This is a genomic window from Spirillospora sp. CA-142024 (assembly GCF_050942325.1).
Classification (GTDB): domain Bacteria; phylum Actinomycetota; class Actinomycetes; order Streptosporangiales; family Streptosporangiaceae; genus Spirillospora.
Genome location: NZ_CP192077.1, coordinates 2,752,178 through 2,777,727, shown reverse-complemented (window position 1 = coordinate 2,777,727; position 25,550 = coordinate 2,752,178). Strand labels below are relative to the sequence as shown.

General features: G+C 72.5%; 27 protein-coding genes. 13 read left to right on the top strand and 14 right to left on the bottom strand.

Features of this window, described 5'->3' with window-relative positions; genetic code table 11:
• Positions 1–132 precede the first annotated feature (132 nt).
• Positions 133–2,217: an AIPR family protein gene (locus tag ACQPZP_RS13455; protein WP_433477949.1), complete on the bottom strand. Its 2,085-nt coding sequence runs from the start codon at positions 2,215–2,217 to the stop codon at positions 133–135.
• Positions 2,218–2,361: 144 nt separating this feature from the next.
• Here ACQPZP_RS13455 and ACQPZP_RS13450 point away from each other — a divergent pair, with 144 nt between their 5' ends.
• A complete protein-coding gene (locus ACQPZP_RS13450; protein ID WP_433477948.1) occupies positions 2,362–3,312 on the top strand; it encodes a TAXI family TRAP transporter solute-binding subunit in 951 nt (316 codons plus the stop codon).
• On the opposite strand, the gene ACQPZP_RS13445 is transcribed toward ACQPZP_RS13450, so the two are convergent.
• Entirely contained in the window at positions 3,224–4,687 is a 1,464-nt protein-coding gene (locus ACQPZP_RS13445; protein ID WP_433477947.1) for a sensor histidine kinase, read from the bottom strand. The genes ACQPZP_RS13450 and ACQPZP_RS13445 overlap by 89 nt on opposite strands.
• Positions 4,688–4,722: 35 nt before the next feature.
• Positions 4,723–5,424, bottom strand: a complete 702-nt coding sequence (locus ACQPZP_RS13440) for a response regulator transcription factor (protein ID WP_433477946.1) — start codon at positions 5,422–5,424, stop codon at positions 4,723–4,725.
• A gap of 203 nt (positions 5,425–5,627) precedes the next feature.
• On the opposite strand from ACQPZP_RS13440, the gene ACQPZP_RS13435 reads away from it, so the two are divergent.
• The 7 genes from ACQPZP_RS13435 to ACQPZP_RS13405 all read left to right on the top strand — a co-directional run bounded on the left by ACQPZP_RS13435 (position 5,628) and on the right by ACQPZP_RS13405 (position 11,471).
• On the top strand, positions 5,628–6,854 hold the full coding sequence (locus ACQPZP_RS13435) for an amino acid ABC transporter substrate-binding protein (RefSeq protein ID WP_433477945.1): 1,227 nt from the start codon (positions 5,628–5,630) through the stop codon (positions 6,852–6,854).
• Positions 6,854–7,741: a branched-chain amino acid ABC transporter permease gene (locus ACQPZP_RS13430; RefSeq protein WP_433468093.1), complete on the top strand. Its 888-nt coding sequence runs from the start codon at positions 6,854–6,856 to the stop codon at positions 7,739–7,741. Before ACQPZP_RS13435 ends, ACQPZP_RS13430 begins: the two co-directional genes overlap by 1 nt.
• A gap of 2 nt (positions 7,742–7,743) precedes the next feature.
• On the top strand, positions 7,744–8,787 hold the full coding sequence (locus ACQPZP_RS13425; RefSeq protein ID WP_433477944.1) for a branched-chain amino acid ABC transporter permease: 1,044 nt from the start codon (positions 7,744–7,746) through the stop codon (positions 8,785–8,787).
• Positions 8,784–9,569 carry an ABC transporter ATP-binding protein gene (locus ACQPZP_RS13420; protein WP_433477943.1) on the top strand — a complete coding sequence of 262 codons (786 nt, stop codon included), beginning with the start codon at positions 8,784–8,786 and terminating at the stop codon, positions 9,567–9,569. Before ACQPZP_RS13425 ends, ACQPZP_RS13420 begins: the two co-directional genes overlap by 4 nt.
• Positions 9,566–10,315: an ABC transporter ATP-binding protein gene (locus ACQPZP_RS13415; protein ID WP_433477942.1), complete on the top strand. Its 750-nt coding sequence runs from the start codon at positions 9,566–9,568 to the stop codon at positions 10,313–10,315. Before ACQPZP_RS13420 ends, ACQPZP_RS13415 begins: the two co-directional genes overlap by 4 nt.
• Positions 10,316–10,411: 96 nt before the next feature.
• Complete coding sequence (locus ACQPZP_RS13410; RefSeq protein WP_433477941.1) at positions 10,412–10,888, top strand: hypothetical protein; 477 nt, start codon at positions 10,412–10,414, stop codon at positions 10,886–10,888.
• An 85-nt stretch (positions 10,889–10,973) separates the two neighbouring features.
• Positions 10,974–11,471, top strand: a complete 498-nt coding sequence (locus tag ACQPZP_RS13405) for a DinB family protein (protein ID WP_433477940.1) — start codon at positions 10,974–10,976, stop codon at positions 11,469–11,471.
• On the opposite strand, the gene ACQPZP_RS13400 is transcribed toward ACQPZP_RS13405, so the two are convergent.
• From ACQPZP_RS13400 to ACQPZP_RS13390, 3 genes are read right to left on the bottom strand one after another with little or no spacing between them, the layout of a single operon-like run.
• Positions 11,468–11,653: a hypothetical protein gene (locus ACQPZP_RS13400; protein WP_433477939.1), complete on the bottom strand. Its 186-nt coding sequence runs from the start codon at positions 11,651–11,653 to the stop codon at positions 11,468–11,470. The two genes, ACQPZP_RS13405 and ACQPZP_RS13400, sit on opposite strands and share 4 nt — an antisense overlap.
• A gap of 12 nt (positions 11,654–11,665) precedes the next feature.
• Complete coding sequence (locus tag ACQPZP_RS13395) at positions 11,666–13,012, bottom strand: sensor histidine kinase (protein ID WP_433477938.1); 1,347 nt, start codon at positions 13,010–13,012, stop codon at positions 11,666–11,668.
• Positions 13,009–13,695 (bottom strand): response regulator transcription factor, encoded by a 687-nt coding sequence (locus ACQPZP_RS13390; RefSeq protein ID WP_433477937.1) that lies wholly within the window; start codon positions 13,693–13,695, stop codon positions 13,009–13,011. Before ACQPZP_RS13390 ends, ACQPZP_RS13395 begins: the two co-directional genes overlap by 4 nt.
• Before the next feature lie 27 nt (positions 13,696–13,722).
• Between ACQPZP_RS13390 and ACQPZP_RS13385 the strand changes: the two genes are divergently transcribed.
• Positions 13,723–14,247, top strand: a complete 525-nt coding sequence (locus tag ACQPZP_RS13385) for a hypothetical protein (protein ID WP_433477936.1) — start codon at positions 13,723–13,725, stop codon at positions 14,245–14,247.
• Between the two features lie 120 nt (positions 14,248–14,367).
• Entirely contained in the window at positions 14,368–15,699 is a 1,332-nt protein-coding gene (locus tag ACQPZP_RS13380) for an MFS transporter (RefSeq protein ID WP_433477935.1), read from the top strand.
• Here ACQPZP_RS13380 and ACQPZP_RS13375 read toward each other — a convergent pair.
• Positions 15,677–16,315, bottom strand: coding sequence for a PaaI family thioesterase (locus ACQPZP_RS13375; RefSeq protein ID WP_433477934.1), 639 nt, complete (start codon positions 16,313–16,315; stop codon positions 15,677–15,679). The two genes, ACQPZP_RS13380 and ACQPZP_RS13375, sit on opposite strands and share 23 nt — an antisense overlap.
• 148 nt (positions 16,316–16,463) lie before the next feature.
• Between ACQPZP_RS13375 and ACQPZP_RS13370 the strand changes: the two genes are divergently transcribed.
• Entirely contained in the window at positions 16,464–17,111 is a 648-nt protein-coding gene (locus ACQPZP_RS13370; protein ID WP_433477933.1) for a DUF4870 domain-containing protein, read from the top strand.
• 1 nt (position 17,112) lies between these two features.
• Here ACQPZP_RS13370 and ACQPZP_RS13365 read toward each other — a convergent pair whose 3' ends face one another.
• The 3 genes from ACQPZP_RS13365 to ACQPZP_RS13355 all read right to left on the bottom strand — a co-directional run bounded on the left by ACQPZP_RS13365 (position 17,113) and on the right by ACQPZP_RS13355 (position 19,485).
• The gene (locus tag ACQPZP_RS13365) at positions 17,113–17,937 is read right to left on the bottom strand and encodes an LLM class F420-dependent oxidoreductase (protein ID WP_433477932.1); all 825 of its coding nucleotides are present in this window, start codon (positions 17,935–17,937) and stop codon (positions 17,113–17,115) included.
• A gap of 66 nt (positions 17,938–18,003) precedes the next feature.
• Entirely contained in the window at positions 18,004–18,753 is a 750-nt protein-coding gene (locus ACQPZP_RS13360) for a hypothetical protein (RefSeq protein WP_433477931.1), read from the bottom strand.
• Positions 18,754–18,801: 48 nt separating this feature from the next.
• A complete protein-coding gene (locus tag ACQPZP_RS13355) occupies positions 18,802–19,485 on the bottom strand; it encodes a cyclase family protein (protein WP_433477930.1) in 684 nt (227 codons plus the stop codon).
• A 45-nt stretch (positions 19,486–19,530) separates the two neighbouring features.
• Here ACQPZP_RS13355 and ACQPZP_RS13350 point away from each other — a divergent pair, with 45 nt between their 5' ends.
• Complete coding sequence (locus ACQPZP_RS13350; RefSeq protein ID WP_433477929.1) at positions 19,531–20,358, top strand: HipA family kinase; 828 nt, start codon at positions 19,531–19,533, stop codon at positions 20,356–20,358.
• Positions 20,355–20,771 carry a DUF3037 domain-containing protein gene (locus tag ACQPZP_RS13345; RefSeq protein ID WP_433468076.1) on the top strand — a complete coding sequence of 139 codons (417 nt, stop codon included), beginning with the start codon at positions 20,355–20,357 and terminating at the stop codon, positions 20,769–20,771. The genes ACQPZP_RS13350 and ACQPZP_RS13345 overlap by 4 nt, the downstream gene beginning before the upstream one ends.
• A 15-nt stretch (positions 20,772–20,786) precedes the next feature.
• Here the strand turns inward: ACQPZP_RS13345 and ACQPZP_RS13340 are convergent, their stop codons facing one another.
• The 4 genes from ACQPZP_RS13340 to ACQPZP_RS13325 all read right to left on the bottom strand — a co-directional run bounded on the left by ACQPZP_RS13340 (position 20,787) and on the right by ACQPZP_RS13325 (position 25,435).
• Positions 20,787–21,695 carry a hypothetical protein gene (locus tag ACQPZP_RS13340; RefSeq protein WP_433477928.1) on the bottom strand — a complete coding sequence of 303 codons (909 nt, stop codon included), beginning with the start codon at positions 21,693–21,695 and terminating at the stop codon, positions 20,787–20,789.
• Between the two features lie 165 nt (positions 21,696–21,860).
• Positions 21,861–22,778, bottom strand: coding sequence for a helix-turn-helix domain-containing protein (locus ACQPZP_RS13335; protein ID WP_433477927.1), 918 nt, complete (start codon positions 22,776–22,778; stop codon positions 21,861–21,863).
• Between the two features lie 97 nt (positions 22,779–22,875).
• Entirely contained in the window at positions 22,876–23,718 is an 843-nt protein-coding gene (locus tag ACQPZP_RS13330; RefSeq protein WP_433479601.1) for a GNAT family N-acetyltransferase, read from the bottom strand.
• Positions 23,719–23,830: 112 nt separating this feature from the next.
• Complete coding sequence (locus ACQPZP_RS13325; protein ID WP_433477926.1) at positions 23,831–25,435, bottom strand: alpha/beta hydrolase; 1,605 nt, start codon at positions 25,433–25,435, stop codon at positions 23,831–23,833.
• Between the last annotated feature and the right edge of the window lie 115 nt (positions 25,436–25,550).

Here is a 25,550-nt window from a genome sequence, read left to right as displayed (position 1 = left end):
AGCACGGGAACATCCGGTACGGCCGACCCGAGTCGAGTGGAGTCGAGTGGAGTCGGCGCAACCCGCACCGGCAATGTCTGGCACGGCACCACGGGGCCGACGCCCCAGACCAACACTCGCCGGCCGGCTGAATCAACCCGGAGATCCCTCGTTCTTTACCACCTGGTTGTAGCTCATCCCGTCCTCCGTGGCCCACCCGTCTGCGCCGTTCACCGAGTGGCCCTGCAGCACGTCGGCTGCTTGGGAGGGTGACCCGAAGAGCGCGTCGCGGCTCAGGCGCAGGTGACCGTTCTCCGAAACGAAACCGAGCGAGTCGCGGAGGTTGCGCCGGTGCAAGATCTGCGGCGTGGTCAGCGATTTCCCATCCTTGGCGGCAGCCGCAGACCCGGCGTAGACCAGAAAGCCACCGTCGCAGCGCCTGCCCTTCGCCCGTAGGCCGTCCCTGATGTCGAGCCGGAACTCCGGTGCCGAGGGCCATGTCTCAGCGGTCACACTCTCCCGCCCGGGCGCCGTCAGCTCGTCGTAGGCCAGCGACAACGGAATCTCTTTGGCCAGCCACTTCTCGTTTCGCAGGAGGGAGGACACTCGGGAGAATCCCTTCCCAGGCGCGGGCGGTCTGGACGCCAGCTTGGCATCGACCTGATTGAAGAGGGCATGCCGAGCCTCCCGCGTGCACTGGGCGACCCTGCTCAGCCGGTCTTCCCACTTCGAAGCGATGTCGCCGATTCCCTCGTTCCCCAGGCACCGGAAAACGATGTGCGCGATGAACAGGTCCCCAAGGACACCGACCGCCTTCTCCCGCTGTGTGATGACCGCACACTCTCTGTGCAGCTCATTCATGACGAGCCGCAGCGCCCGAACCCGGTTCCAGACCTCGACCACCGATGTGCCGTCGTTGAAGAGCTTCCCGTAGAGCTCACGATCGCCGGGCCACAGGGATGCGATGTCATCCTTGGCCACTGCGAGCGTGCCGATCTCATGGCGACCCACCGCCATCGCGATCACCGCCTCCAGAACCGAGCACCCCTCGGCGGTCGCAGGCAAGTCGTCGTTCGCCCGGATGGCGTAGCGGAATCCCCACGTGAGTTCGAACTCATCGCGTAGCCGTTGCTGCACATGATCCATGGCGAGCAGGTCGCGGGGCAGCATCGGATTGGACCGGTTGGTCGCGAACGTGATCCGCGCACCGAATTCGGGCCCCGTCGTCTTAAGCTTGATGAACCGGATCGGCACCTGCGCCCTGGCAACCTTTTCCGACTCTCCCATCGCCGCACTTATGCTGCTCACCGTCTGCGCTCCGTTGACGATCCGCAGACCATCGAAGCGGAACGGAGTTTCACGGACGTCGACCGGAGCCCTTTCCCAGTCTTCACACAGTGCCGTGACGCCGTTGTTGAAGTACCAGAAGTTCTGTGGCTCCTCCAGCAGGCACCTAACTATTTCCTTGTTGACTTCGCTTTCCATCTCGACACGCACGTTGTCATCGAAGAGACGGCGGCCATGTTCACGATGCCACTTGCCAAGCTCTGCGGCACTGATGGTGCCTTGCAGCGACTCATGCTGCTCGTCCACCATTCGGCTTCTAAGCAGACCGCCGGTAACAGTAACGCCGGTACGCGCGACGTCGGCCTCCAGCGCCCGGAAGAAATCTTCGAGCAGCAGGAATTCATACTCAACGCCGACCTGGTCTCGCTCGAACCTCGCAAGCTTTTCCTCGATCATGCGGACAATGTCAGGGGAGGGTGCATTCTGCCCGCTCGTCGCCCACACAAGCACGAAACGCGCCCCGACCATATTGATTGCCGGGCGAAGTTCTCCGAGATGATTTCGCAGGAGGTTGTCCGGATGGAGCCCATCCGGTAGCAGGAGCTTGGCAAGCCCTTCAGGAAGCGCGGTCGCATCGCGTTCCTTGAAGTTGTACTTCCCTTCAGCCGACCATTTGGCCTGAATGAGATAGATCGTCGGCGGCCCTGATTCGACCGTCTTGACGGCGAAGCCATCGATACCATCATCGTGAAAGTAATCGGTGACCCGGCGCGCGGCTTCTTTGTCCGGGATCCCGGCGACCATGTGGGCGGCCATTGCGGTCAATGCACGTGACCGGAGCTTCACCTGGTCGGCATTCCCCTCCACCACACCCAGGTGATGAACATGGGGCGCGAATCGCTCGTCAAGCGCTCGGGCGAGTTGATGGAGCCGTAGCGATGGCTGACGCATGGGGACAAGCTACCGAGATGATCCCGCATCGTGCCAACGCTTTCACCGACAGGCACGAGTGATCGTTTCAGGTGCGAATGGCCCTGCTTCCCGTGTTCGGAATGTCGCGGGTCTGTGATCTGGGCGGGCGTACGATCTGCGGCTGTGAGGTGGGTCACAGGGGTGGTCGCGGCCGGGGTGCTGGCCGTCCTGGCCGGGTGCGGTGGGGCGGCGGCGGCGCCGTGGCGGCTGGTCATCGCGACCGGGGGCCGCGAAGGCGTGTACTACGCCTACGGCCAGGGGATCGCCAAGGCGGCACGGGAACGGCTGCCCGAGGCGAAGCCCCAGGTGATCTCGACGGGGGCCTCGGTGGAGAACCTCCGGCTCGTGGGCGAGGGGCGGGCCGACGTGGCCTTCGCGCTGGCCGACTCGGCGGCGCTGGCGTTCGAGGGACGGCCGCCCTTCGCGGCGCGGGAGCCGGTCGTCGCGCTGGCGCGGCTGTACGAGAACTACACCCACCTCGTCGTCCCCGCGGACAGCGGCATCCGGCGGCTGCCCGATCTGAAGGGGCGGGTCGTCTCGCTCGGGGCGGCTGGGTCGGGGACAGAGCTGATCGCGACCCGGCTGCTCACGGTGGCCGGAGTGGACCCGAAGCAGGGGGTGCGGGTCCGCAGGCTGCAGGTGGGGGACGCCGCCGACGCGCTGCGCGGCGGGCATGTCGACGCCTTCTTCTTCTCCGGGGGCCTGCCGACCGGGGCGATCGCGGATCTGGCCCGGACGATGCCGATCCGGCTCATCGATCTCAGTGCGTATGTGGAGCCGCTGGAACGGCGGTACCGGGCGTTCTACGAGGAGCGGTCGATTCTCGCGTCGACGTACGGGCTCGCCGGGCAGGTGCGCACGATAGGCGTGCCGAACTATCTCGTGGTCAACGCGTCGATGCCGGAGGAGCGGGCCTACCGGCTGACCCGGCTGCTGTTCACGCGGCGGGACGAGCTGGCCGCGGCGCATCCGGAGGCGCTGCACCTCAACCGGCGGTCGGCGGTCTCGACGTACCCGCTGCCGCTGCATCCCGGCGCGATGCGGTACTACCGCGAGGCCAAGCGTCAGGGCTGACCGGGGCCGCGGGCAGCACGACCCTGGCGTGCAGGCCGTGCGGGCGGGCGGGGCGCAGCTCCAGGCCGCCGCCGGACGCTTCGGCGAGCGCCGTGGCGATGCTCAGGCCGAGGCCGGTGCCGTCGATGTTCTGGTGCTCCGGGCCGCGCCAGAACCGCTGGGCGGCGTTGGCCAGGTCGGGCCCGGGGAGGCCGGGGCCGTCGTCGACGACGTCGATGGCGACCAGCGGTCCGTCCGGGGCGTCGAAGGGGCGCGAGACGGAGACGGTGACGGTCGCGCCCCGGCCGGCGAACTTGACGGCGTTGTCGACGAGCGCGTCGAGGATCTGCCCGACGCCGTCCTGCACCGCGAGGACGGCGGCGTGCTTCGCGCCGCGGTGCCGCACCCGCACCCCGGACGGGTTGTGCCGCAGCGCGTCCACGCGTTCCCGGGCCACCCGGCCGCAGTCGACCACGGCGATGCCGTAGCCGCCTCCCTCGGCGCGGGCCAGCGCGAGGATGCCGTCCAGGATGCGGCCCAGACGGGCGACCTCGTCGATGGCGAGCGCGAGGTCGTCCTCCCCGTCCGGCGGCATGTGCGGGGCGAGGTTCTCCACCCGCAGCCGCAGCGCGGCGAGCGGGTTGCGCATCTGGTGCCCGGCGTAGGACACGAAGGACCGCTGCTGTTCGAGGACCTGCCCGACCGCCGTGACCATCGCGTTGAAGTGCTCTCCGAGCCGCCGCAGCTCGGCCGGGCCCGTCGTCACCGCGACCCGCGCCTGCCACTGGCCGGCCGACAGCTCGCCGGTCGCCTCGTCCAGCCGGCGCACCGGGCGCAGCACCCACCGGGTGAGCGGGACGGCGGCCAGACCGAAGGCGAGCAGCGCCACGAGGCCGGCGGCGGCGAGTTCGCCCCACCGGGTGAGGGTGCGGTCCCGAACGTCGGTGGTGGGCGAGATGGTGATGACGGCGGCGACGACCCGGCCGCCGAGGCCGACCGGCTCCGCCACGATCATCGGGGCGCGCCGCCACGGCCACACGACCTCCTTGCTGTCGGAGCGTTCCCCGGACAGCGCGTCCCGCACCCGGAGCCGGGCGTCCCCGCCGAGGACCAGCCCGCCGCGGGAGGACAGCACGACGGTCCCGTTCCGGTCGATGACGGCGGTCGCGATGCCGTACAGGTCGTCGTAGCGGGTGAGCTCGGCGCGCAGCGTGACCAGCTCGCCGGTGCGCAGCGCCGGTTCGGTGAGGGAGGCGAACCGGGCGGTGTCGTTGAGCTGGTCGATGAACAGGCTCTGGGTGCCGCGGGCGGCGAACGCGATCGCGAGCGGGACCTCCAGCGCCGCCAGCACCAGCAGGAGCAGCGACGCGTAGAGCACGAGCATCCGCCGCAGCATGCCTCTCCCTCCCGCCTGGACCGGCCGGAGCCGTCTCACGGTCCCTTCGCCGGACGTCCGGCCCCCTCGGGCTCGCCGGTGCCGTCGCGGACGGCGAGCCGGTAGCCGACGCCGTGCACGGTCTGGACGACCGCCGGATCGCCGAGTTTGGACCGCAGCGTCGCCATGTGCACGTCGAGGGTGCGGCGCCCGCCCCGCCACGTGCTGTGCCACACCTCGGCGAGGAGGCGCTCGCGCGAGACGACGACGCCGGGCTCGCGGGCGAGCGCGGCGAGCAGTTCGAACTCCTTGCGGGTCAGCGCGATCTCCGTTCCGCCGGCCCCGGTGACGAGCCGCCGGGCCAGGTCGACGCGCAGGCCCCGCACGGTCACGGCGGGGCGGGCGGAGGGCCGGACGCGCCGCATGACGGCGTCGATGCGGGCGCTCAGCTCGGCGAGGCCGAACGGCTTGACCAGGTAGTCGTCGGCGCCGGAGCGCAGTCCGATGACGCGGTCCCGCTCGTCGCCGCGGGCGGTGATGGCGATGATCGCCACGTCGCCGCCGCCGCGCAGCCGGCGGCACACCTCGATGCCGTCGAGATCGGGCAGGCCGAGATCCAGCAGGACGAGGTCGGGTTCCGGCGCGTCCAGCGCGGCCGCGGCGGTGCCCGCCCGGGACACCTCGAAGCCCTGCCGCCGGAGCGCCACGAGGAGGGCGTCGGCGAAGCGGTCATCGTCCTCGACGAGCAGGATTCGCATCGCCCATTAGCGTAAGAATCCGGACGCTCTCTGTATACGGCCCAAATCCTAGAAGAATCTTAAATTTCGCAATTTGCCCTTCCCGGTGCGGGGACGCCGCCGTTTACCTTCCCGTGCATAAGCGCTGGACAGGCGCTTATGGGCCGCTCCTTCGATCGGGGCGGACGGCGGCCCGGCCGATTCGAGGAGAACGGGCGGACGACATGCAGACCAGGAAGGCCGCGGCACTGGCCGCGGCGGTCGCGCTGGTAGCGGCCGGATGCGGATCCAAGGGCGAACGCGAGGCGAGCGCCGGCGGCGACACGCTGCGGATCGGGGCGTCCATGTCCCTGACCGGCTCGCTGGCCCGGGAGGGCGGCCTCACCAAGGAGGGCTACCAGCTCTGCCAGCAGGCGGTGAACGCCAAGGGCGGCGTCAAGGTCGGCTCGAAGAACCTCAAGGTCGACATCCGGTACCAGGACGACACGTCCAAGCCCGACACCGCCGCCCAGCTCGTCGACCAGTTCAACGACAAGGGCGTCAAACTCATCCTCGGGCCCTACGGCTCCGCCAACACCGAGGCGGCGGCCGCGGTGATCGAGCGCAACGGGCAGGTGATGGCCGACAGCTCCGGCGCCGACGACAAGATCTTCCAGAAGGGGTACAGGCGGACGTTCGCCGCCCTCTCCCCCGCCCGCTCCTACGCCGCGTCCATGGTCCAGGCGATCGGCGAGATGGCCGAGCCGAAGCCGTCCACGATCGCGTTCCTGTCGGCCGACGACGGGTTCTCCAAGACGGTCGCCGAGTCCGGCGCCGCGGAGGCGCGCCGCCTCGGCTTCAAGGTCGTGGCCACCGAGTACTTCCCGAGCGGCACCTCCGACGTCTCGTCCGCGCTCACCAAGGTCAAGTCGATGAGGCCGGACGTGATCATCGGTTCGGTGCACGTGGCCGAGGGCATCGCGATCATCAAGCAGGCCAAGGAGCTCGGCGTCGCCCCGGCCGGCTTCGCCGAGACCGTCGCGCCGCCCACGCCCGACTTCGCCAAGTCGCTCGGCAAGGACGCCGAAGGGGTCCTCGGGTCCACGCAGTGGACCGACAAGACGACCGGCAAGGACAAATGGATCGGCACGGCGGCCGACTATGGAACCCAGTTCCGCGCCGCGTTCGGCGGCCGCGCGCCCGAGTACCACGGCGCGGAGGCGACCGCCGCCTGCCTCGCCCTGGTGTTCGCCGTGGAGAAGGCCGGGAGCACCGACGCGGACAAGGTCCGGGACGCCCTCGCCGCGCTGGACGAGCCGACCTTCTTCGGGCCGCTCAAGTTCGCCGCGAACGGCCAGAACCTCACCAAGAAGATGCAGGTCGTCCAGATCCAGAACGGCAGGCCCGTCGCCGTGTGGCCGAAGGACGTCGCCGAGGCCCCGATGACCTGGCCCGGCACCGGGAAGCGCTGATGAGCCAGTTCCTGCAGGCGACCGTCTACGGGCTGCTCCAGGGCGGGCTGCTGGCGCTGATCGCCGTCGGGTTCTCCCTCGTGTGGGGGGTGATGAACGTGATCAACCTCGCCCACGGAGCGTTCGTGCTGGTCGGCGCGTACCTGACGTTCGAGCTGAACCAGCGGCTCGGCCTGGACCCGTTCGCCGCGATCGTCCCGGTCGCCGCCGCCCTGTTCGCCGCGGGCTACCTGGTGCAGCGCGGCCTGATCAACCTCGTCGTCAAGGCGCCGATCTTCATCACGCTGCTGCTCACCTTCGGGCTGGACCTCGTGCTGGTCAACGGACTCGTCCTGCTGTACTCCGGCGACTACCGCTCGGTCACGACCTCGTACGCCGGGGACGGCTTCACCCTGCTCACCGGCGTCCGCGTCCCCGTCGGGCGGCTGCTGGCGGCCGCCGTCGCGCTGGCCATCACGCTGATCCTCGTCGCGGTGATGCGGCATTCCCGGACCGGCTTGGCGATCCTGGCCACCGGCATGGACCGCGGCGCGGCCCGGCTGATGGGCATCCGGGCGCGGCACGTCTACGCGCTGACGTTCGGGATCGCCGCCGCCATGGCCGGGGCCGCGGGCGCCGCGGTCAGCGCCGTCGGGACGTTCAGTCCCGCCGACGCCGGACGATTCACCCTGTTCAGCTTCGTGGCGGCGGTGCTCGGCGGGCTGGGCAACATGTACGGCGCGCTGATCGGCGGAATCGTGCTCGGCCTCGTCGAGGCGTGGGGCGGGCAGCTGCTGCCCGGCACCCTGGTCAACGCCGTCGCCTTCGCGGTGCTCGTCCTCGTCCTGGCCGTCCGCCCGCAGGGCATCGCCGGCCGGGCCTTCTACGCGAGCCGGGTGGAGGTCTGAGCATGGAGACGAGCACCGCCACGGCCGGCACGGGACGGAACGAGAAGGTCCCCGTCCCGCGCGGGCGACGTCCCGGGTGGCTGCCGTGGGCCGCCGGGGCGGCCGCCGTCCTCGCCGCCCTCGGCCTGCAGAGCCAGCTGTACACGGGGCAGGAGCGCACGGTCACCACGGTCTTCATGTTCGTCACGCTGGCGGTCGCGTGGAACCTCATCGGCGGCTTCACCGGCTACGCCTGCTTCGGGCAGGTCGGCTTCTTCGGGCTCGGCGCCTACACCACGGTCGTCCTCATGGTCCACGGCGACCTGTCCTTCTGGATCGCCTGGCCCGTCTCCGCGGCGGTCGGGGCCGTGTTCGCCGCCGTGATCGGGCTGCCGCTGCTCCGGCTCAAGGGGCACTACTTCGCGGTGGCGACACTGGGGGTCGCCGAGGGGCTGCGGGAACTGGTCACCAACGTCCCGCGCTGGACGGGCGGCGGAGCCGGCATCACGATCCCGTCCACCGGCGACCGGGCGCCGACCCTGTGGCTCGGCAACGACGGCTTCTATCTCCTCTTCCTCGGCCTCGGCACGGCGGCCGCCCTGGTCGCGGCACTGATCTCGCGCGGCCGCACCGGGTACGCGCTGCGCGCCATCAACCAGGACGAGGACGCCGCCGCGGCCATGGGTGTCAACACCACCTGGGCCAAGACGGTCGCGTTCGGCGTGTCCGCCGCGCTCACCGGCGCGGCCGGGTCCGCCTACGCCTTCCAGCAGGTCACCATCTACCCCGAGCGCCTGTTCGACGTGAACATCACGGTGCTCATGGTCGTCATGGTGGTGATCGGCGGGTCGGGGACGGTGACGGGCCCGATCCTCGGCGCGCTCGGCATCGCCGTCGTCTCGGAGTACCTCCGGCAGCACTTCCCGCAGATGCACAGCCTCACGCTCGGGGTGCTGATCATCGTGGCGGTCGTCCTGCTGCCGCAGGGCCTGGTCGACTTCGTGCGGGACGCGGTGCGGACGCGCGACTTCTCACTCCTGTCCAACGTGCGGAGGTACCGGCTGTGACCGCGCCGCAGGAACGCCCGGCGGACGCGGAGTCCGCGACCCCCGTGCTGCGGACCCGGGGCCTCGGACGCCGTTTCGGCGGGCTGCTCGCCGTCTCGGACGTCGATCTGTCCCTGTCCCCAGGCCGCACGCTCGGCGTGATCGGACCCAACGGGGCGGGGAAGAGCACGCTGGTCAACCTGATCAGCGGTCATCTTAAACCGTCCGCCGGGTCCGTCCTGGTCGGCGGCAAGGACCTCACCGGGGCGAGGCCGTGGCGGGTCGCGCACGCGGGCGTCGCGCGCACCTTCCAGATCGTCAAGCCGTTCCGCGGGCTCACCGTCGCCGACAACGTGGCGGTGGCCGCGATGTTCGGGCCGTCCCCGGTCCGCGCCCCCGCGCACGCCCGCCGCGAGGCGGCGGAGGTGCTGGAGCGGGTCGGGCTCGGCGGCCGGGGCGACGTCCCGCCCGCCGAGCTGTCGGTCGCCGACGCCCGCCGCCTGGAGCTGGCGAAGGCGCTGGCGCTGCGGCCGCGGGTGCTGCTGCTGGACGAGGTGCTCGCCGGGCTGCGGCCCGCGGAGATCGACCCGGCGCTGCGGCTCATCGACGAGCTGCGCCGGGACGGCCTCGCCGTGCTGATCATCGAGCACATCATCCAGGCGATCGCCGCGATCTCCGACGAGGTCCTGGTGCTGCACCACGGCACCGTCCTCACCCAGGGCCCGCCCCGGCAGGTGCTCGGCGACGAGCGCGTCGTGGAGGCCTACCTCGGGCGCCGCTACACGAGGAAGAACCGCTCATGATGCTGGAGATAGGCCGGCTCACCGCCGGTTACGGGCGGGTCCGGGTGCTGCACGAGGTCTCCCTCGACGTCGGCGAGGGAGAGATCGTCGCGCTGGTCGGCCCGAACGGCGCCGGGAAGTCCACTCTGCTGCGCGCCATCACCGCGATGATCCCCGACCGGAGCGGGACGCTGACCGTCGGCGGCCGGTCGCTGATCGGCGCGTCCGTGGAGGCCGTCGCGGCGGCGGGGGTCGCGCACGTCCCGGAGGGCCGGCGGCTGTTCCCCGGCCTGACCGTGCACGACAACCTGCGCCTCGGCGGCTGGCTCGGCCGCAACAGGGACCTCGGCCCGGTGCTGGAGATCTTCCCGGTGCTCGGCGACCGCCTCGGCCAGGTCGCCGGGAGCCTGTCCGGAGGCGAGCAGCAGATGTGCGCGATCGCGCGGGCGCTGATGGGCAGGCCGAGGCTGCTGCTCATCGACGAGCTGTCGCTCGGCCTGGCGCCGCTTCTCGTGGACGAGATCCTGGCGCGGCTCACCGGCATCGCCGAGGCCGGGACCGGCATCCTGCTGGTCGAGCAGGACGCCGGCGCCGCGCTGGAGGTCGCCGACCGCGGGTACGTGCTGGAGCTGGGCGAGATCGTGCTGGCCGGCACGACCGCCGAGCTCGCGGCCGACCCGCGGATGCGCAGCGCCTACCTCGGCGGCGAGTGGGAGGCGGACGCCGCCGCCGTCCGGCCGGGGAAGGGGGCCGGCGAGGAGGCCTGACGCGATGCCGGGAAAGAAGAGCCTTCATAACTCTGTGTCTATATAATATGACTCTGGGTAGTGACGACAGAGCGTCACAGCAACCTGGAGGAACAGATGCACGTAGGGATGAAGCTCGGCATGGGCCTGGCGGCCACCGTGCTCGCCGGCAGCACGCTGAGCCTCGGCGCGGTCGCGGGGGCCGCCCAGCCGCCGCCGACCCCGGGCAGAGGCGCGCCCGTCAGGCCCGCGCCTCCGCAGGACGAAGAAGGCCACGGACCGGGCGCCATCGAGGTCGGGCCTGATGGCGCCGCCGCGGCGATGGACCGGCTTCTCGTCCGGGACGAGGAGCGCACGCGCTGGTGCCGGGGGAGGGTCCTCCCGCAGGACGGGCTCAACGTCCGTTCGGGGCCGGGCCTCGGCTACCCGCGGGTCGGCGTCCTGGAGCACGGCACCTGGGTCCGGACGGACTGGGACACCATCCAGCGCCGGGACGGGTACCTGTGGGTGCGGATGAGCCAGCGCCACTGGATCGCCGACTACAAGCTCGGCAACGGCGACGGCAAGTGGTACGTCAAGTACTCCGACTGCTGACCACGCTCCCACCGGGCCGATCGTGCGCGGGGCCGCCCCCGCGCACGGTCGGCCCGGTCCCCGACGCGCTGTTAGCCTCCCCCGTATGCAGAACGTGCCTTACACCGGTGGCGAGAAGGAAAGCCTCAAGGTCAGCCTCGACCGGCATCGAGACGTGGTCCTGTGGAAGCTGAACGGCCTTGACGAGGAGCGGGCCCGGCGGCCCATGACGCCGTCCGGGACGAGCCTTCTCGGCCTGACCAAGCATCTGGCGGCCGTCGAGTACAACTGGTTCTGCGAGACGTTCGGGCGGGAGACCGAACCGCTGCCCTTCGACGACGACGATCCGGAGGCCGACCTCAGGGTCGAACCGGACGAGACCATGGCGGGGATCGTCGCGTTCTACGAGCGGGCACGGGCGGCGTCCGACAAGGTCATCGACGAGCTGGACCTCGACTCGCGGGGCACCGCCTGGCACGGTGCGACGGTGTCCCTGCGATGGGTGCTCATCCACATGGTCGAGGAGACGGCGCGGCACGCCGGTCACATGGACATCCTCCGGGAACTCGTCGACGGCGCCACCGGCGACCACGACGGGGCCTAGAAGCCGGTGTCCGCGAAGCGGACGAGCTGGACCTCGTACGAGGTGGGCGCCGTGGGGAGGCCGCCGCCGGCGAGGGCGCCGGCGGCGTAGATGAGGGCGGCGACGGCAAGGCCGACCAGGCCGATGAGGCCGGCGGCGACGTACTGATCGTCCGGCCGGCCGGGCCACCGGCCTGCGTGCAAGGGACGCGGCCGCTAGGTGCGGGAGTGCCGGCGGCGGCCGACCAGGCGGCGGGAGCGGCGCGCGGGCGGCAGCCACCTCGTCCGGAACCACATCTGCACCTGGGCTCCGCCGAGGACGCTGCGGTGGATGCGCAGGTAGCCGCCCGTCGACTCGGCGGCGCGGCGCGCGATGTCCAGGCCGAGCCCGGTCGACCCGCCGCCGCTGCTGCCCCGCTTCAGCGCCGCGTCCGGGTCGCTGATGCCGGGCCCGCCGTCGGCGACGAGGATGCCGGTGACGCCCTGCCCCTGGTGCAGCGTGACGACGAACCCGGTGCCCTCGGCCGTGTGCCGGAAGATGTTGCCGAGCAGCGCGTCCACGGCCGCGGCCAGCTCGGTGCCGGGGATCGGCAGCGCCGCGGGCCCCTCGGCGCCGATCAGCTCGCAGGAGCGCCCCTCGTCCTCGGCCAGGACGGACCAGAACGCGACGCGGTCGCGCAGCACCTTGGACGCGTCGCAGCTGCCCCGCCCGGTCGGCCGCCGGACGGTCCGGATGATCTGGTCGACCTCGCGTTCGATGCGGTCGACGGCCTCCCGGGTCTGGTCGGCGACGGACCCGTCCCCGAGCGCCTCGGCGTTGAGCCGGAGCGCGGCCAGCGGGGTGCGCAGCCGGTGCGACAGGTCGGCGGCCATCTCGCGCTCCGCCGACAGCAGCTGGACGACGTGGTCGGCCATCGCGTTGAACGCCAGCCCCGCCTCGACGAGCTCGGGCGGCCCGTCCGGCTCGATCCGGACCGACAGCTCGCCGTCCCCGAACGCGCCCGCGGCCTCGGCGAGCCGCCGGGTGGAGCGGATCATCCGGGCGCCGAGCCGGTCGGCGACGGCGACGGATCCCGCGACGAGCGCGGCGGCGACGGTCGTCATGACGAGCCACGCCTTCCACACGCCGCGCGACAGGTCGTCGTCGGGCAGGAAGACCTCGACGACCGCGGTCCGGCCGGCGTCCAGCGACACCGGCTGCAGCAGCGCGTACCCGCCGTTCACCCGGGCGGTGTAGGAGCGTCCGCGCCGGCCGGCCTCGGTGAGCTGCTCGGGACGGGCGCTGAAGTCGCCGTGCGGGTTCTTCGGGACGAGCCCGCCGTCCGGCATGTGCACGGTCATCCGCCCGGCGGCGCCGGCCTGCGTGCTGGCGACGGCGCGTTCGAGGGCTGCCGGGTCCTCGGTGACCACGAGGACGGGGCCGAGCGCGCTGGCCTGCCGCTCGGCGGTGGTGAGCGCGCGGTCGCGGGCGATCTCCCGGACGGTGAGCGCGAGCGGGATCAGGAACGCCAGCGCGACCATGGAGGTCACCGCCAGCGACACCAGGACGAGCGTCTTCCTCATGACCGCGGATCGGGTTCGGCCAGCCGGACCCCGACGCCGCGCACCGTGTGCAGGTAGCGGGGGGCGGCGGCGGTCTCGCCGAGCTTGCGGCGCAGCCAGGACAGATGGACGTCGATGGTCTGGTCGTCGCCGTACGCCTGCCGCCAGACCTCGGCGAGCAGCTCGCGCCGCGCCACGACCCGGCCGGGACGGGCGGCGAGGTAGGCGAGCAGGTCGAACTCGCGGCGGGTCAGCTCCAGCGGTTCGCCGTCCAGCAGCGCCTCCCGCCGGTCCAGGTCGATGTGCAGGCCGCCGACGCTGAGCTCCGCGGTGGGCCCGGACCGCACCGACCGGCGCAGCACCGCGGCGAGCCGGGCGCTGAGATGCTCGATGGAGAACGGCTTGATGAGGTAGTCGTCGGCGCCCGCGTTCAGTAACCGGACGATCTCGGGCTCGTCGTCGCGCGCCGTCGCGATGATGACCGGGACATCGGAGATGCCGCGCAGCATCTTCAGTACCTCCGCGCCGTCGAGGTCGGGCAGCCCGAGGTCGAGCACCACGACGTCGGGCGGCGCCTGGGTGACCTCGCGCAGCGCGTCCATCGCGGTCCCGACGCTGCGCACGACATGCGACCGCACGCTCAGCTCACGAATCAAGGCAGTCCGGACATTCGCGTCATCCTCGACCACCAAAACACTCGCCATGGCGGAACCGTATGCCACCATGTGCCCATGCGTCGCGCGATGTCGTATGTTGCCCCCTGGGCGGGGGTGACCGCGCTCGCCGTGGCGCTCTCCTGGCTGGGGGTGCGCGACGTGGTGCGCAGCGCGGTCTCGGAGCGGTCGGCCCCGCCGCCGCTCGCCGGCCCCGTGATCCATTCCAGCCCGACCCCGCCGCCGGGGCCGTTACCCAACGGGTCGCCGACCGCGCGGCCGAGCCAGGCGACGGGCCAGGACAGGGGACCCGAGCCGTCCAGGACGCCGAAGGCGCCGCCCGGCAGGCCCGACGGTGCCTCCACTCCCCCGAAGCCGCCCGACAACGTGCGCAGCTACGAGACCCGGGGCGGGCGCGCGGCGATGTCGATCGAGAAGAACCGGGTGCGGCTCGTGTCGGCGACCCCGAACCCCGGCTTCGAGACCCGCGTGACGCAGGCCGAGGGATGGCTTCGCGTCGATTTCCTCGGCGACGAGCACACCTCGTCGGTCGTCGCGTCCTGGTACGAACATGACCCGACGGTCAAGGTCTACGAATACTGATCGCGAGACCAGTCGACTGTAGATGGTTTGCGAGAAAACGGTTTCACCGGCGGATCGGGCGGGAAACAGTCGATCACGTTGACGGAGCCGGCGGGGGCGGTCGCACAGAAGAGAGCCCCCATGGTCCTGGATCCCGGAGAGGCCGGGCGCGCCCGCGCCGCCGACACCGAGGAGCGCCGCGCGCAGGTCCGCAAGGCCGCCGCCGCGAGCGTGATCGGCACGTCCATCGAGTGGTACGACTTCTTCCTCTACAACACCGCCGCGGCGATCGTCTTCAAGGACGTCTTCTTCCCCGAGTCGAGCGACTACGCCGGGACGCTGTCGGCCTTCGCGACGTACGCGGTGGGGTTCGCGGCCCGCCCGGTGGGCGCGGCGATCTTCGGGCACTGGGGCGACCGGCTCGGCCGCAAGGCGACGCTGATCGTCACGCTGGTGCTGATGGGGGTGTCGAGCGCGCTGATCGGCGTACTGCCGGGCACGGAGACGATCGGCTGGGCCGCGCCCGTCCTGCTGGTGCTGCTGCGGATCCTGCAGGGCATCGCCGTCGGCGGCGAGTGGAGCGGATCGGTGCTGCTGTCCATGGAGTGGGGCGACCGGAGGCGGCGCGGGCTGATGGCGAGCCTGCCGCAGCTCGGCGTCCCGATCGGGCTCATCCTCGGCACCGGCATGATGACCGGGATCGCGCTCTCGGCGGACGACGCGTTCAAGAGCTGGGCGTGGCGCGTCCCGTTCCTGTTCAGCGTCGTCCTCGTCGGGATCGGGCTGTGGGTGCGGGTCCGGGTGATGGAGACGCCGCTGTTCGCCGAGGTCGTGCAACGCAACGAGGTCGCCAAGGTGCCGGTGGCCGAGGTGATCAGGCGGCATCCGAAGGAGATCGTCCTCAGCGCGCTGCTGCGCTGCTCGGAGCAGATGCCGTTCTACCTGTTCACCTCGTTCGCGCTCACGTACGTGCATAAGGACCTCGACATGGCGCAGGGGCTCGCGCTGAGCGCGGTGACGGCGGCGGCCGTGCTGGAGCTGTTCACGATCCCGGCGGCCGGGCACCTCGGCGACCGGATCGGCCCGCGGCGGGTCTACGCGGCCGGCTCGATCTGCGTGGCGATCTTCGCGTTCCCGTACTTCGCGCTGCTCAACACCGAGGTCGCGGCGCTGGTCGTCGTCGCGGTGGTGGTCGCGCAGATCCCGCACGCCGTCCAGTACGGGCCGCAGGCGTCGCTGATCGCCTCGACGTTCCCGACCCGGCTGCGGTACGGCGGGGCGGGCATGGGCTACCAGCTCGCCTCGGTGTTCGCGGGCGGGCCGGCACCGCTGCTCGCGACCTGGCTGCTGCACGACTACGGCTGGCAGGCGATCTCGGTCAGCATGATCGTGGCGTCGGCGCTGACCCTGACCGCGCTCGCCCTGCTGCCCGCCCCCTCTGAGGACCGGGTCAAGGCCGGTGCGGTGACGTGACGAACCGCTGCGGCATGATGAACATCGCGGTCGCCTCGACGGTCACCCGGCCGTCCGGCCCGGAGATCGTCCCGGACGCGTAGACCTTCCGGCCCTCCACCCGGCTCGCCTTCGCCTCCACCTGGAGCGGGACGCCGAGCGGGGTCGGGCGCCGGTAGCGCGTCTCCAGGGTCGCGGTCATGCCGGGCGTGCCGGTGGCGGCCGCCGCCATGCCGAGCGCCTGGTCGAGCACCATCGCCGAGACGCCGCCGTGCACGTACGACGGCGGGCCCTCGTAGACGGCGTTGAGCGTGAACTCGCCGCGGACGATGCCGTCCGCGGCGACCGTCAGGCCGATCGGCGGCGCGAGGGGGTTGAGCGGCCCGGTGACGGGGTTGGCGACCTGCCGGTCCATCGCGCGTTCGCCGGGCGTGACGAACGGCGGGGCGTCCCGGCGTTCCACGGCGAGCCGCGCGGTCAGCGCCGCGACCTCGTCCGCCACGGCGGCGGCCTCGGCGGCGCCGACACCGGTGAGGACGGCGGCCTCGGCCAGCTCGCGGACGCGGGCGGCGAGGCCGGTCAGCGCCGCGGTCTCGTCGTCCCCCAGCACGGGCCGCTCCATCGGGATCGCGCTCATCCAGCCTCCTCGCCGGGGACGGCCCCGGCCACCGCCCCATTGGCCGAACGAAATTCTAGAAGGTGCGCGCGACCGCTCCGGACGCAGGGGCCGGTAGATTCCTGCGGGACCCCCGGAAGAAGCAGCACGAACGACCAGAGGACCCCACGTGACGGACCAGCCCCCGCCACCTCCCGAACAGCCTCCGCCATCTCCCGAAGATCCCCCGCCGCATCCCGAACAGCCGCATCCCGAACAGCCGCCGCCCCAGCAGCCGCCGCCCTACCCGGGCGCCTACGGCCAGCCGCCCGGGCAGCCCCCTGGGCCGCCGCCCGGCCTGCCCCCGGGACAGCCGCCCCGCCTACCCCCCGGACAGCCCGGCATGCCGCCCGGCGGCCAGTATGATCCGCGCTACGGCTACGGCCCGCCGGGCGTCCCGTACGGCCCGGGAGGACCGGCCCCGGGCGAGGAGACGACCTGGGCGATCTTCGCCTATGTCGGGAACCTCCTGATCGGCTTCCTGCCTCCGCTGGTCATCTACCTGGTGAAGAAGAACACTTCGCCGTTCACCCGGTTCCACGCCGCGCAGTCGATGAACTACCAGCTCACCATGCTGATCCACCTGCTCGCGGTGGCGGCGGTCTGCGTCCCGCCCGCCATCGCGCTGAAGGCGCCCGCCTTCCTCGCACCGCTCCTCATCCCGTATCTGGAGTTGCTGATCGGCAGCTGGGTGTTCCTCATCCTGGGCGCGGTGAAGGCCGGCAAGGGCCAGCTGTACCGGTTCCCGACCTTCTTCTGCTTCCGCATGATCCGCTAGCTCACAGGTACGTGCGCGCGTAGTCGTCCAGCACCGGCAGGACGGCGTCGCGGTCACCGCCGGGGACCCGCAGCACGACCTCCTCGATCCCGAGCGCCGCGTAGTGGTCGAGCTTCTCCGGTGTGGGCAGCGTCCCGAACGGGATCACCGGCACCGTGTCACGGCCGGCGTCCGCGCACGCGCGGCGCAGGCCGGGCAGCGCGTCGCGGATTCCGGCGCCGCCGATCGGCAGCCACCCGTCCCCGTACTCGGCGATGTGCGCGAACAGCGTCGGCCCGGAGGCGCCGCCGAGCAGCACGGGCACCCGGCCCGACGGTTTGGGCCACGACCAGCTCGCGTCGAAGGTCACGAACTCGCCCTCGAAGGACGCCTGCTCGTCCGTCCACAGCGCCCGCATGGCGAGGACGTGCTCGCGCGCCATGGCCCGCCGCCGTTTCCAGGGGACTCCGTGGTCGGCGCCTTCTTCCACGTTCCATCCGTAGCCGACGCCCAAGGCGACCCGCCCGGGGGCGAGCCGGTCGAGCGTGGCGACCGCCTTCGCCGTGACGATCGGGTCGCGCTGCGCGGGCAGCAGGATCCCGGTGCCAAGGACGATCCGTTCGGTCGTCACGGCCGCCGCGGCGAGCGACACGAGCGGGTCGAGCGTGCGGGCGTACTCCTCCGGGAGGCTTTCGGCGCCCGTCGGAGGCGCGGTCTTCCGGGACACGGGGATGTGGGTGTGCTCGGGGACGTACAGCGAGGCGAACCCCCGCTCCTCCGCCGCCCGCGCCAGCTCGTGCGGCGCCATGGTCAGGTCGGTGGCGAACATCGTGATCCCGAGCCGCATGCCTGGTCCTCCTTCGCGTGGTCCCCGCACCCTACGGGCGCGACCGGGCGGCCGCCCGCCGCGGTCTCACCGTCCGAGATCGCACACGGCCACGGTCGCGTCGTCGTGGACCTTGGTGCGCGGCCATCGGGCGGCGCGGGGGTCGGTCCGCTCGATCTCCCGCGTCCGCTCGATCAGCCCGGCCGGCCCCGGGTCCACGGCGAGCGCGGCCAGCCCTGCCCAGTCCGTGACGCCGAACAGGTCGGCGAGCCGCGTCGCGCCGTCGGTCAGCAGGAGCACGCGGCGCAGCTCGGCCGCCGGCACGGTCCCGGTGATCGCGGCGTCGGCCACCGCCGGATCGGCCGCGGCGTAGTGACGGCCCCCGGTGACCTCCCGCACTCCGTCCCGGCCGTCCAGCAGGACGGTCGAGTCCGCCAGCACCAGGTAGTCGACCAGTTCGCCGCGCCGCCGCAGGGCGAGCACGGTCGCCGCCGGTGTCGTGGGGACGCGCAGGTCGCAGCTCTGCCGATGGGCCGCCGCCACGTCCGCGATCGCGCCGGCGAGCCGCCCGACCAGCGGCCGCGGCGCCGGCCGGTGCGCGCCTTCCGGCGGTCCCACGGGCGGACCGGCCGGCGGCCCGGCGCCGTCCAGCATCCGCGCCAGCAGCCGGGTGCCGAGCGACCGCGAGTACCACGCGGTCCCGTGCACGCAGCCGAGGTCGGTGCCGAGCGGCAGCCCGCACCCGTCGAGCACCACGACCGCTCCCGCGGCCGCCGCCACGAAGTCCTCGTTGAGCCGCTCCGGGCTCCCCTGGTCCGTCGCCCATTCCACCCGCACCGGTACCGTCCTCCCGTCGCCCGGCCACCAGTATGGAGCCGGCGCGCCTCAGACGAGGACGGCCCGGTCGTCCACCCGCGCGACGGCCCGGACGGGGGCGCCGTCCGCGCCGGCCAAGGCGAGCGGGAAGAGCGAGACGTCGATCGCGCAACCCGCCTCCTGGGCGTCGACGAGGCGCCCCAGCCCGGTCAGGTTCTCGGCGATCACCGCACCTGCCCCGCAGAGGACGCGGTGGGCGGCGAGGGAGAAGTCGTCGGAGCCGGGCGGCGGGGTGCGGTCCACGCTGAGGGCGTCGATGCCCACCGTCCTGACTCCGGCGGCGACGATCGCCTCCGCGGTCTCCGGCGCGGGGTAGGGGTGGGCCAGGTAGCCGCCGGTCCCCCAGTGCTCCGGCCAGCCCGTCGCGATGAGCAGGACGTCGCCCGGTTCGAGACCGGGCGGGACGGCGTCCGGCGGTATCGGCGTGCGGGGCGGCAGCCCGCGGGCGTCCAGCACGACGGCCGGGCCGGTGAAGCGGGTCAGCGGCAGCTCGTCCAGCCGGGGCAGCGAGTCGTCGATGTGGAACGGGGCGTCCACGTGCGTGCCGGTCTGCGATCCCATGTGCAGCCGCAGGACGTTCACGCCGGCGTCCGCGACCGTGAGGGCGGGCACCGCCTCCACCTCGGGGTCGCCCGGGTAAACCGGCATGCCCGTCGTGATCGGAACCGACAGGTCCAGCAGCTCAACGCCCATGTCATCGATTATCCCGGCCGCGCCGCCACCCGATAGCGTTGCGGCGTGTTGCCACATGTGAACGCCATCCGGTACGTGACGCCGCTCCGCGAGGGCGGCTCGCTGCCGGGCGTCGTCGAGGCCGACGACCTCGGTACCTACGTGATGAAGTTCCACGGCGCCGGGCAGGGGCGAAAGGCCCTGATCGCCGAGGTGATCGCCGGTGAGCTGGCGCGCCGGCTCGGCCTGCCGGTGCCGGACCAGGTGCTCATCGACCTGGACCCGGCGATCGGCCGGCACGAGCCCGACCCGGACGTCCAGGACCTGCTCAAGGCCAGCCCCGGCTGGAACCTCGGCGTGGACTTCCTGCCCGGGTCGCTCGGCTTCGACCCGCTCGGCTGGAGCGCCGACCCGGACTTCGCGTCCCGGGTGCTGTGGTTCGACGCGTTCATCGGCAACGTCGACCGCAGCTGGCGCAACCCCAACATGCTGGTCTGGCACGGCGACGTGTGGCTCATCGACCACGGCGCGAGCCTCATCTTCCACCACGCGTGGACGAACGCGGCCCGGCTGTTCTCCGGCCCGTACGACGTGGACGACCACGTGCTGACCCCCTACGCGACCCGGCTGGAGGCGGCCGAGGCCGAGCTCGCCCCGAAGATCACCGAGGGGCTGCTGCGCGAGGTGATCGAGCTGGTGCCCGACCACTGGCTGGAGGGCGAGCCGGGCTTCGCCGGCCCGCGCGCGCTCCGGGACGCCTACCTCGACATCCTGCTGCCGCGCGCCGGCAAGCCGCGCGACTGGCTGCCCGGCCTCGACGTCAGCGGCCGCGGTCCGGACACCTCCGCGCGGCGCGGCGAGAACCGCCCCGGCTGGCTCGGTGGTGCCCCGTGAGCGGCGACAGGGTGACCAATATCAGGACCGCCGGGCAGCCCACGGTGTTCGAGTACGCCGCGCTGCGCGTCGTCCCCCGCGTCGAGCGGGGCGAGGTCATGAACGTGGGCGTCGTCGTGTACTGCCGCGCCCTCGACTATCTGGGCTGCCGCACCCACCTGGACGAGCACCGCCTCCTCGCCCTGGACCCGGCGCTCGACCTGGCGGGCGTCCGCTCGTCCCTGAAGGCTGTGGACGCGGTGTGCTGCGGCGGCGAGCGCGCGGGCCAGGCCGCGGAGGAGAGCCCCGGCGCGCGCTTCCGCTGGCTGACGGCCCCGCGCAGCACGATCGTCCAGCCGGGGCCGGTGCACGCCGGGCTGACCGAGGACCCGGCAGCCGAACTGGACCGCCTCCTCGGCCTTCTGGTCAAGTGACGGCGGGGCCGCGGATCACGTCCACTCCCAGCGGATGCCGTGGTAGCCGGCGGCCATGCCGAACTCGATGAAGTGGACGCTCTGGTAGCTGGACATGCGCAGGTCGGCCGAGTCCTTGAGCGCGGTGTGGCCGTCGGGCCGCCACGTCCGGTAGCAGCGGGCGGGCAGCGTGGCCGGGTGGAACCGGACCTCGATGAGGTACTCGTGCTGCGGGGCGCGGAAGCCGCGGCCCTCCTCGGTCACGGGCGGGCTGGTCTCGTCGAACCCGAAGCCGTACTCCAGCAGGTACGTCTCGCCGCGGCCGAGCGCCCGGTCGAACAGCAGCTCGGCGGCGATGAGGCCGCTGGACTCGTCCATCCGGACGCGGCCGAACCGGCAGCCGCGCGCGGTGCGGGACGACGGCAGGACGCCCTGCGGATGGTGGTAAACGGCGATCCAGCGGTCGACGCCGCGCTGCTGCGCCTGGAACACCGCGCGGACCCGGACCTCGCGCAGCTCCCGGCGGCGGCCGATGATGTACTGGTCGTGCAGGCTGAGCCCGGTGACCTGCCGTTCGTCGCGATGGCCGATCTCGTCGAACAGGTCGCGGACGCCCGGCTCGGGGCACAGCTCCTCGACCGGCAGCCACGTCCCGGCGGGGCGCTCGGTGGTGGGTTTCAGCAGCGTCAGCAGCGAGTGGCGCGGCAGTTCGAGGATGGCCTCAAGGCCGCGGACGGCGCGCAGCGAGTCGGCGCGCTCGGGCCTCGTTCGGCCGCGCTGCCAGTAGCTCAGCGTGGACAGGCTGACGGCGATGCCCTGTTCCTCCAGGCGGCGGCGCAGCGAGTCGAGACTCAGGCCGCGTGCCTGGATGGCGGCGTGCAAGGCGACGTTGAAGGGACCGTACTGGAGGACCTGTAGAAGATCGTCCTCTGCGAGACTCTGCATTGCCCGGCCTCCGGATCTGCTCCGGCCGGCCCCCCGCTGAACGGCCTTGACTCCTGTGATTGCAACTTCAGCGCTCACTGTAAGGCTCCGTAGCCCCGATGCCAACAGGCAACTTCTGACGTCCGGCTCCGCCCGGCGCCGATGCCGCTCCCGCTCCACTCCCGCTCAATGCCACTCCCATTCGATGCCGACGATGCCGCGGCGGACGGCGCCGGCCGCGATGTTCGCGCTGCCGGACGTGCCGATCCACAGTTCACCGAGCCGCTGCCGCGCGGCCGCGGAGCTCTCGGCGGTGAAGCCGTAGCAGCGCGCCGGGAGCCGGTCCCCGGCGAACTGGATGATCGCCACGTAGTCGTGGACGGGATGGGGGAAGCGCCGCTCGTAGCTGTCGGACGGCGGCCGCCCGGCCGCCCCGAGCTCGTACTCGACGACCGCGGTGTCCCCCGCCGACAGCACCCGGTCGAAGACCAGCTCGAACGCCATCAGCCCGCCCTCGGCGCGGATCCGGCCCGGACGGCAGTACCGGACGTCCGCGAGCGCGGCCGGCCCGTCGCCGGCCCCGCCGCCCGCGGGGTCGCCGTCGCCTACGTGATGGACGCAGACCACGCGGTCGATGTCGTCGTCCGCCGCCCGCAGGACGGTGCGGACCGACAGCGTCCAGGAACGGCGCGCCTCGTCCAGCCGGTACACGTCGTGGATGCCGAGCCGTTCGAGCCGGTGGTCGCCCGACCGGTCGAGCTGGCCGACGAGCCAGCCGTAGCGTTCGGGGTCGGGCCACAGGTCCCGCGCCTCCGCGCCGGGCCGGCCCGCGGTGCGCCCGGCTCGTGCGCCCGCTCCCCGGACGGCCGCGCCGGGCGGCGCGGGATCGTCCAGCAGTTCGGCGAGGGCACCCGGCGGCACCTGGAGGATCTCCTCCAGCGCGAGGACCACGGTGCGCGATCGCGGGCGGCTGCGGCCCCGCTGCCAATAGCTCAGGGTGGCGACGCTGACCGCCAGGCCCCGCCGGCCGAGCCGGTGGCGGATCCGTTCCAGGGTCAGCCCGCTCGCCTTGATGGCCTGCCGCAACGCCCCGGCGAACTCCACGGCGGGATGCTAACCCGCCCGGCAAGATCGATTCAGTTACCAGGACAGATCAGGCACACAGCGACAACATCCCGGAGAATCCCAGCAAACGGACGTTTTAGAACAGAATCGACATGAACGAGCCCAGCTCGCCGAACCCCACGCGCCGGTACGCCGCCCGCGCCCGCGTGTTGTAGTCGTTGACGTACAGCGAGACCGTCGGCGCGATGCTGCGCAGCGCCTCCCGCACCACCGCGGACATCCCGGTCTCCGACAGCCCCTGGCCGCGCAGGTCGGGCGGCACCCACACCCCCTGCACCTGGCAGGCCCGCGGCGTGACGGCGCCCACCTCGGCCTTGAACATGACCCGGCCGTCCTCGATCCGGGCGAACGCGCGGCCGTCGCGGATCAGCTCGGCGACCCGGGCCCGGTACAGCACGCCTCCGTCGCCGGTGTTCGGCGACACCCCGACCTCTTCGGTGAACATCGCCACGCAGGCCGGGTAGACGACGTCGAACTCCTCCATCCGCACGCGCCGCACCTTCGGGTCGGCGGGCACGTCGGGAACGGCGGAGGTCGCCATCACGGGCTGGGCGGCGCGGACGGCCCGGGGCGGCCCCCAGTAGGGCGCGAGGATCTCCCACAGGTCCCCGACCGCGCCGACCGGCCCGACGATGGAGGAGCAGCGCCGGCCCTGGGCCTGCGCCCGCTCGGCGAACGCGCGGACCGCCTCCGGGCCCGCCGCGACCGGGATGAGGTTCGCGCCGGAGTAGCACAGCGAGACGAGCCGGCCGTCCCGCAGGTAGCCCCACATCTGCGCGCCGAGGCGGCGCGGATCGAGCCCCGCGGCGTGCACGCGGGAGCTGACGAACACGTTGGACACCGGGTCGGCGTCCAGGATCGCGAGGGCCTCCGTCCGGTACCGGTCGTCCAGCACGCGCACCGGCATCGAGCCCAGCATGCGCACGGCTACCGGCCTCCGGCCCTCACCATTGAAAGCTCCACGCGGACAAGCCTATGTCGTCCGGGGCCCGCGCACCTCCACGGGCGCCATCACGGCCCGATCCGGCGGCTCACCGGTGGGACGCCGCCTGTTTCGCCTTGCCCGCCTTCTTGCCCGTGGCGGGCTGCGGCTCGGGCCCGGCCTTGCACCTCTGGTCCGGGCCGGGCCGGTTCGCGGGCAGGTCGCCGCCGCCGAGATAGCCGGCGACGGCCCGGTCGACGCACCTGTCCCCGGACAGCGAGACGCCGTGGTCACGCCCGCCGACCTGGACGAGGAGCCTGGACGTGGGGAACCGGCGGTGCGTCTCCAGCGCGCCCCGGTACGGGGTCGCGGCGTCCTCGGTGGCCTGGACGAGCAGGACCGGCGACAGCGCGGACGTGCCCGCCACCCGCGGCGGCGGGCCGCCGGGCACCGGCCAGAAGGCGCAGGGCGCGTTGTACCAGGTGTTGCCCCAGGTCTCGAAACGGTAGCCCTGGCGGTAGAGGCGCTCGCTGTCGGCGTGCCAGCGGCCCCAGTCGCGCGGCCAGGCCGCGTCGCGGCACTGGACGGCGTTGTAGACGGTGTAGTTGTTCTGGTCGAGCCGGCTCGGCGGCTGCCACGCCTTGCGCAGCGGCGCCGGGTCGTGCCGGACGACGAGAGCCGACAGGGCGCTCGCGTGCGCCGACCAGGAGTAGTCGGCGTAGCCGTCGGCGAGGAACACGTCGTCCAGTTCGGAGGGCCCGATCTTCCCGTCGATGGGCTTGGCCCTGAGCGCGGCCCGCGCGCTCGCGTAGGCGGCGGAGACCTTCCGTTCGGTGTCCCCGAGCCGGTAGACCTTGTGGTGCCGGGCGATCCAGGCGAAGTACGCGCGGATCCGCTTCTCGAACGCGACGTTCTGGTCGAGGTTGGCGTCGTACCAGACGCCGCTCGGCCGGACGACGCTGTCGAGCACCATGCGGCGGACCCGTCCGGGGAACATCGTCGCGTACACCGCGCCGAGGTAGGTCCCGTACGAGTAGCCGAAGTAGTTGATCTTCCGCTGGCCGAGGGCGGCGCGGATCGCGTCCATGTCGCGCGCCATGTCGGCGGTGCCCATGTGCGGCAGGATCCTCCCGTTCCTGCGGCCGCAGTCGCGGGCGTACGCTCTCGCGCGGTCCAGCCACGCCCGCTCCTCCTCCGCGTTCGCGGGGACGGTGTCGGGGCGCGCGCGGCCCGGGTCCTGGTAGCTCGTGTCACAGACCAGTGCCGGCCTGCTGGCGCCGACGCCGCGGGGGTCGAAGCCGATCCAGTCGTAGGACGCGGCGACCTTCTTCGGCAGCGCGCCGGTGAAGAAGGCCGGGAGGTCGCGCCCGTGGGCGCCGGGCCCGCCCCGATTGAGCAGCACCACGCCCTGGGACTTGGCCGCGGTGTGCCGGGCCCGGGTGAGTTCGAGCGTGACCTGCTCGCCCTTCGGGCGGCGGTGGTCGAGCGGTACCCGGATCGACGCGCACTGGAGGCCCTTGAGCCGGGTGCCCTCCACCGGGTCCTTGGCGGGACAGGCCGTCCACGCGAGGCCGGCCGGCCGGGGCTCGGGATGGGGTGCGAGGCGGGCGGCCGCGGCCGCGGGCGTTCCCACGGCGGCGGCTCCGGCGACCCCGAACGTGACTGCGGCGGCGGCCGTCCCGGCGGCGGCCCTCTTTCCAGCGTCGTTCAGCACCTTCGCTTTCTACCGGCGGGACGGCCTGATCGGCGTGCACCCCGGATCGCGCGATTCCGGCCGGAAACCGGACCACTGCCGGAAAAACGAACCGTGGCGCGCCCGCCCGGCCCCG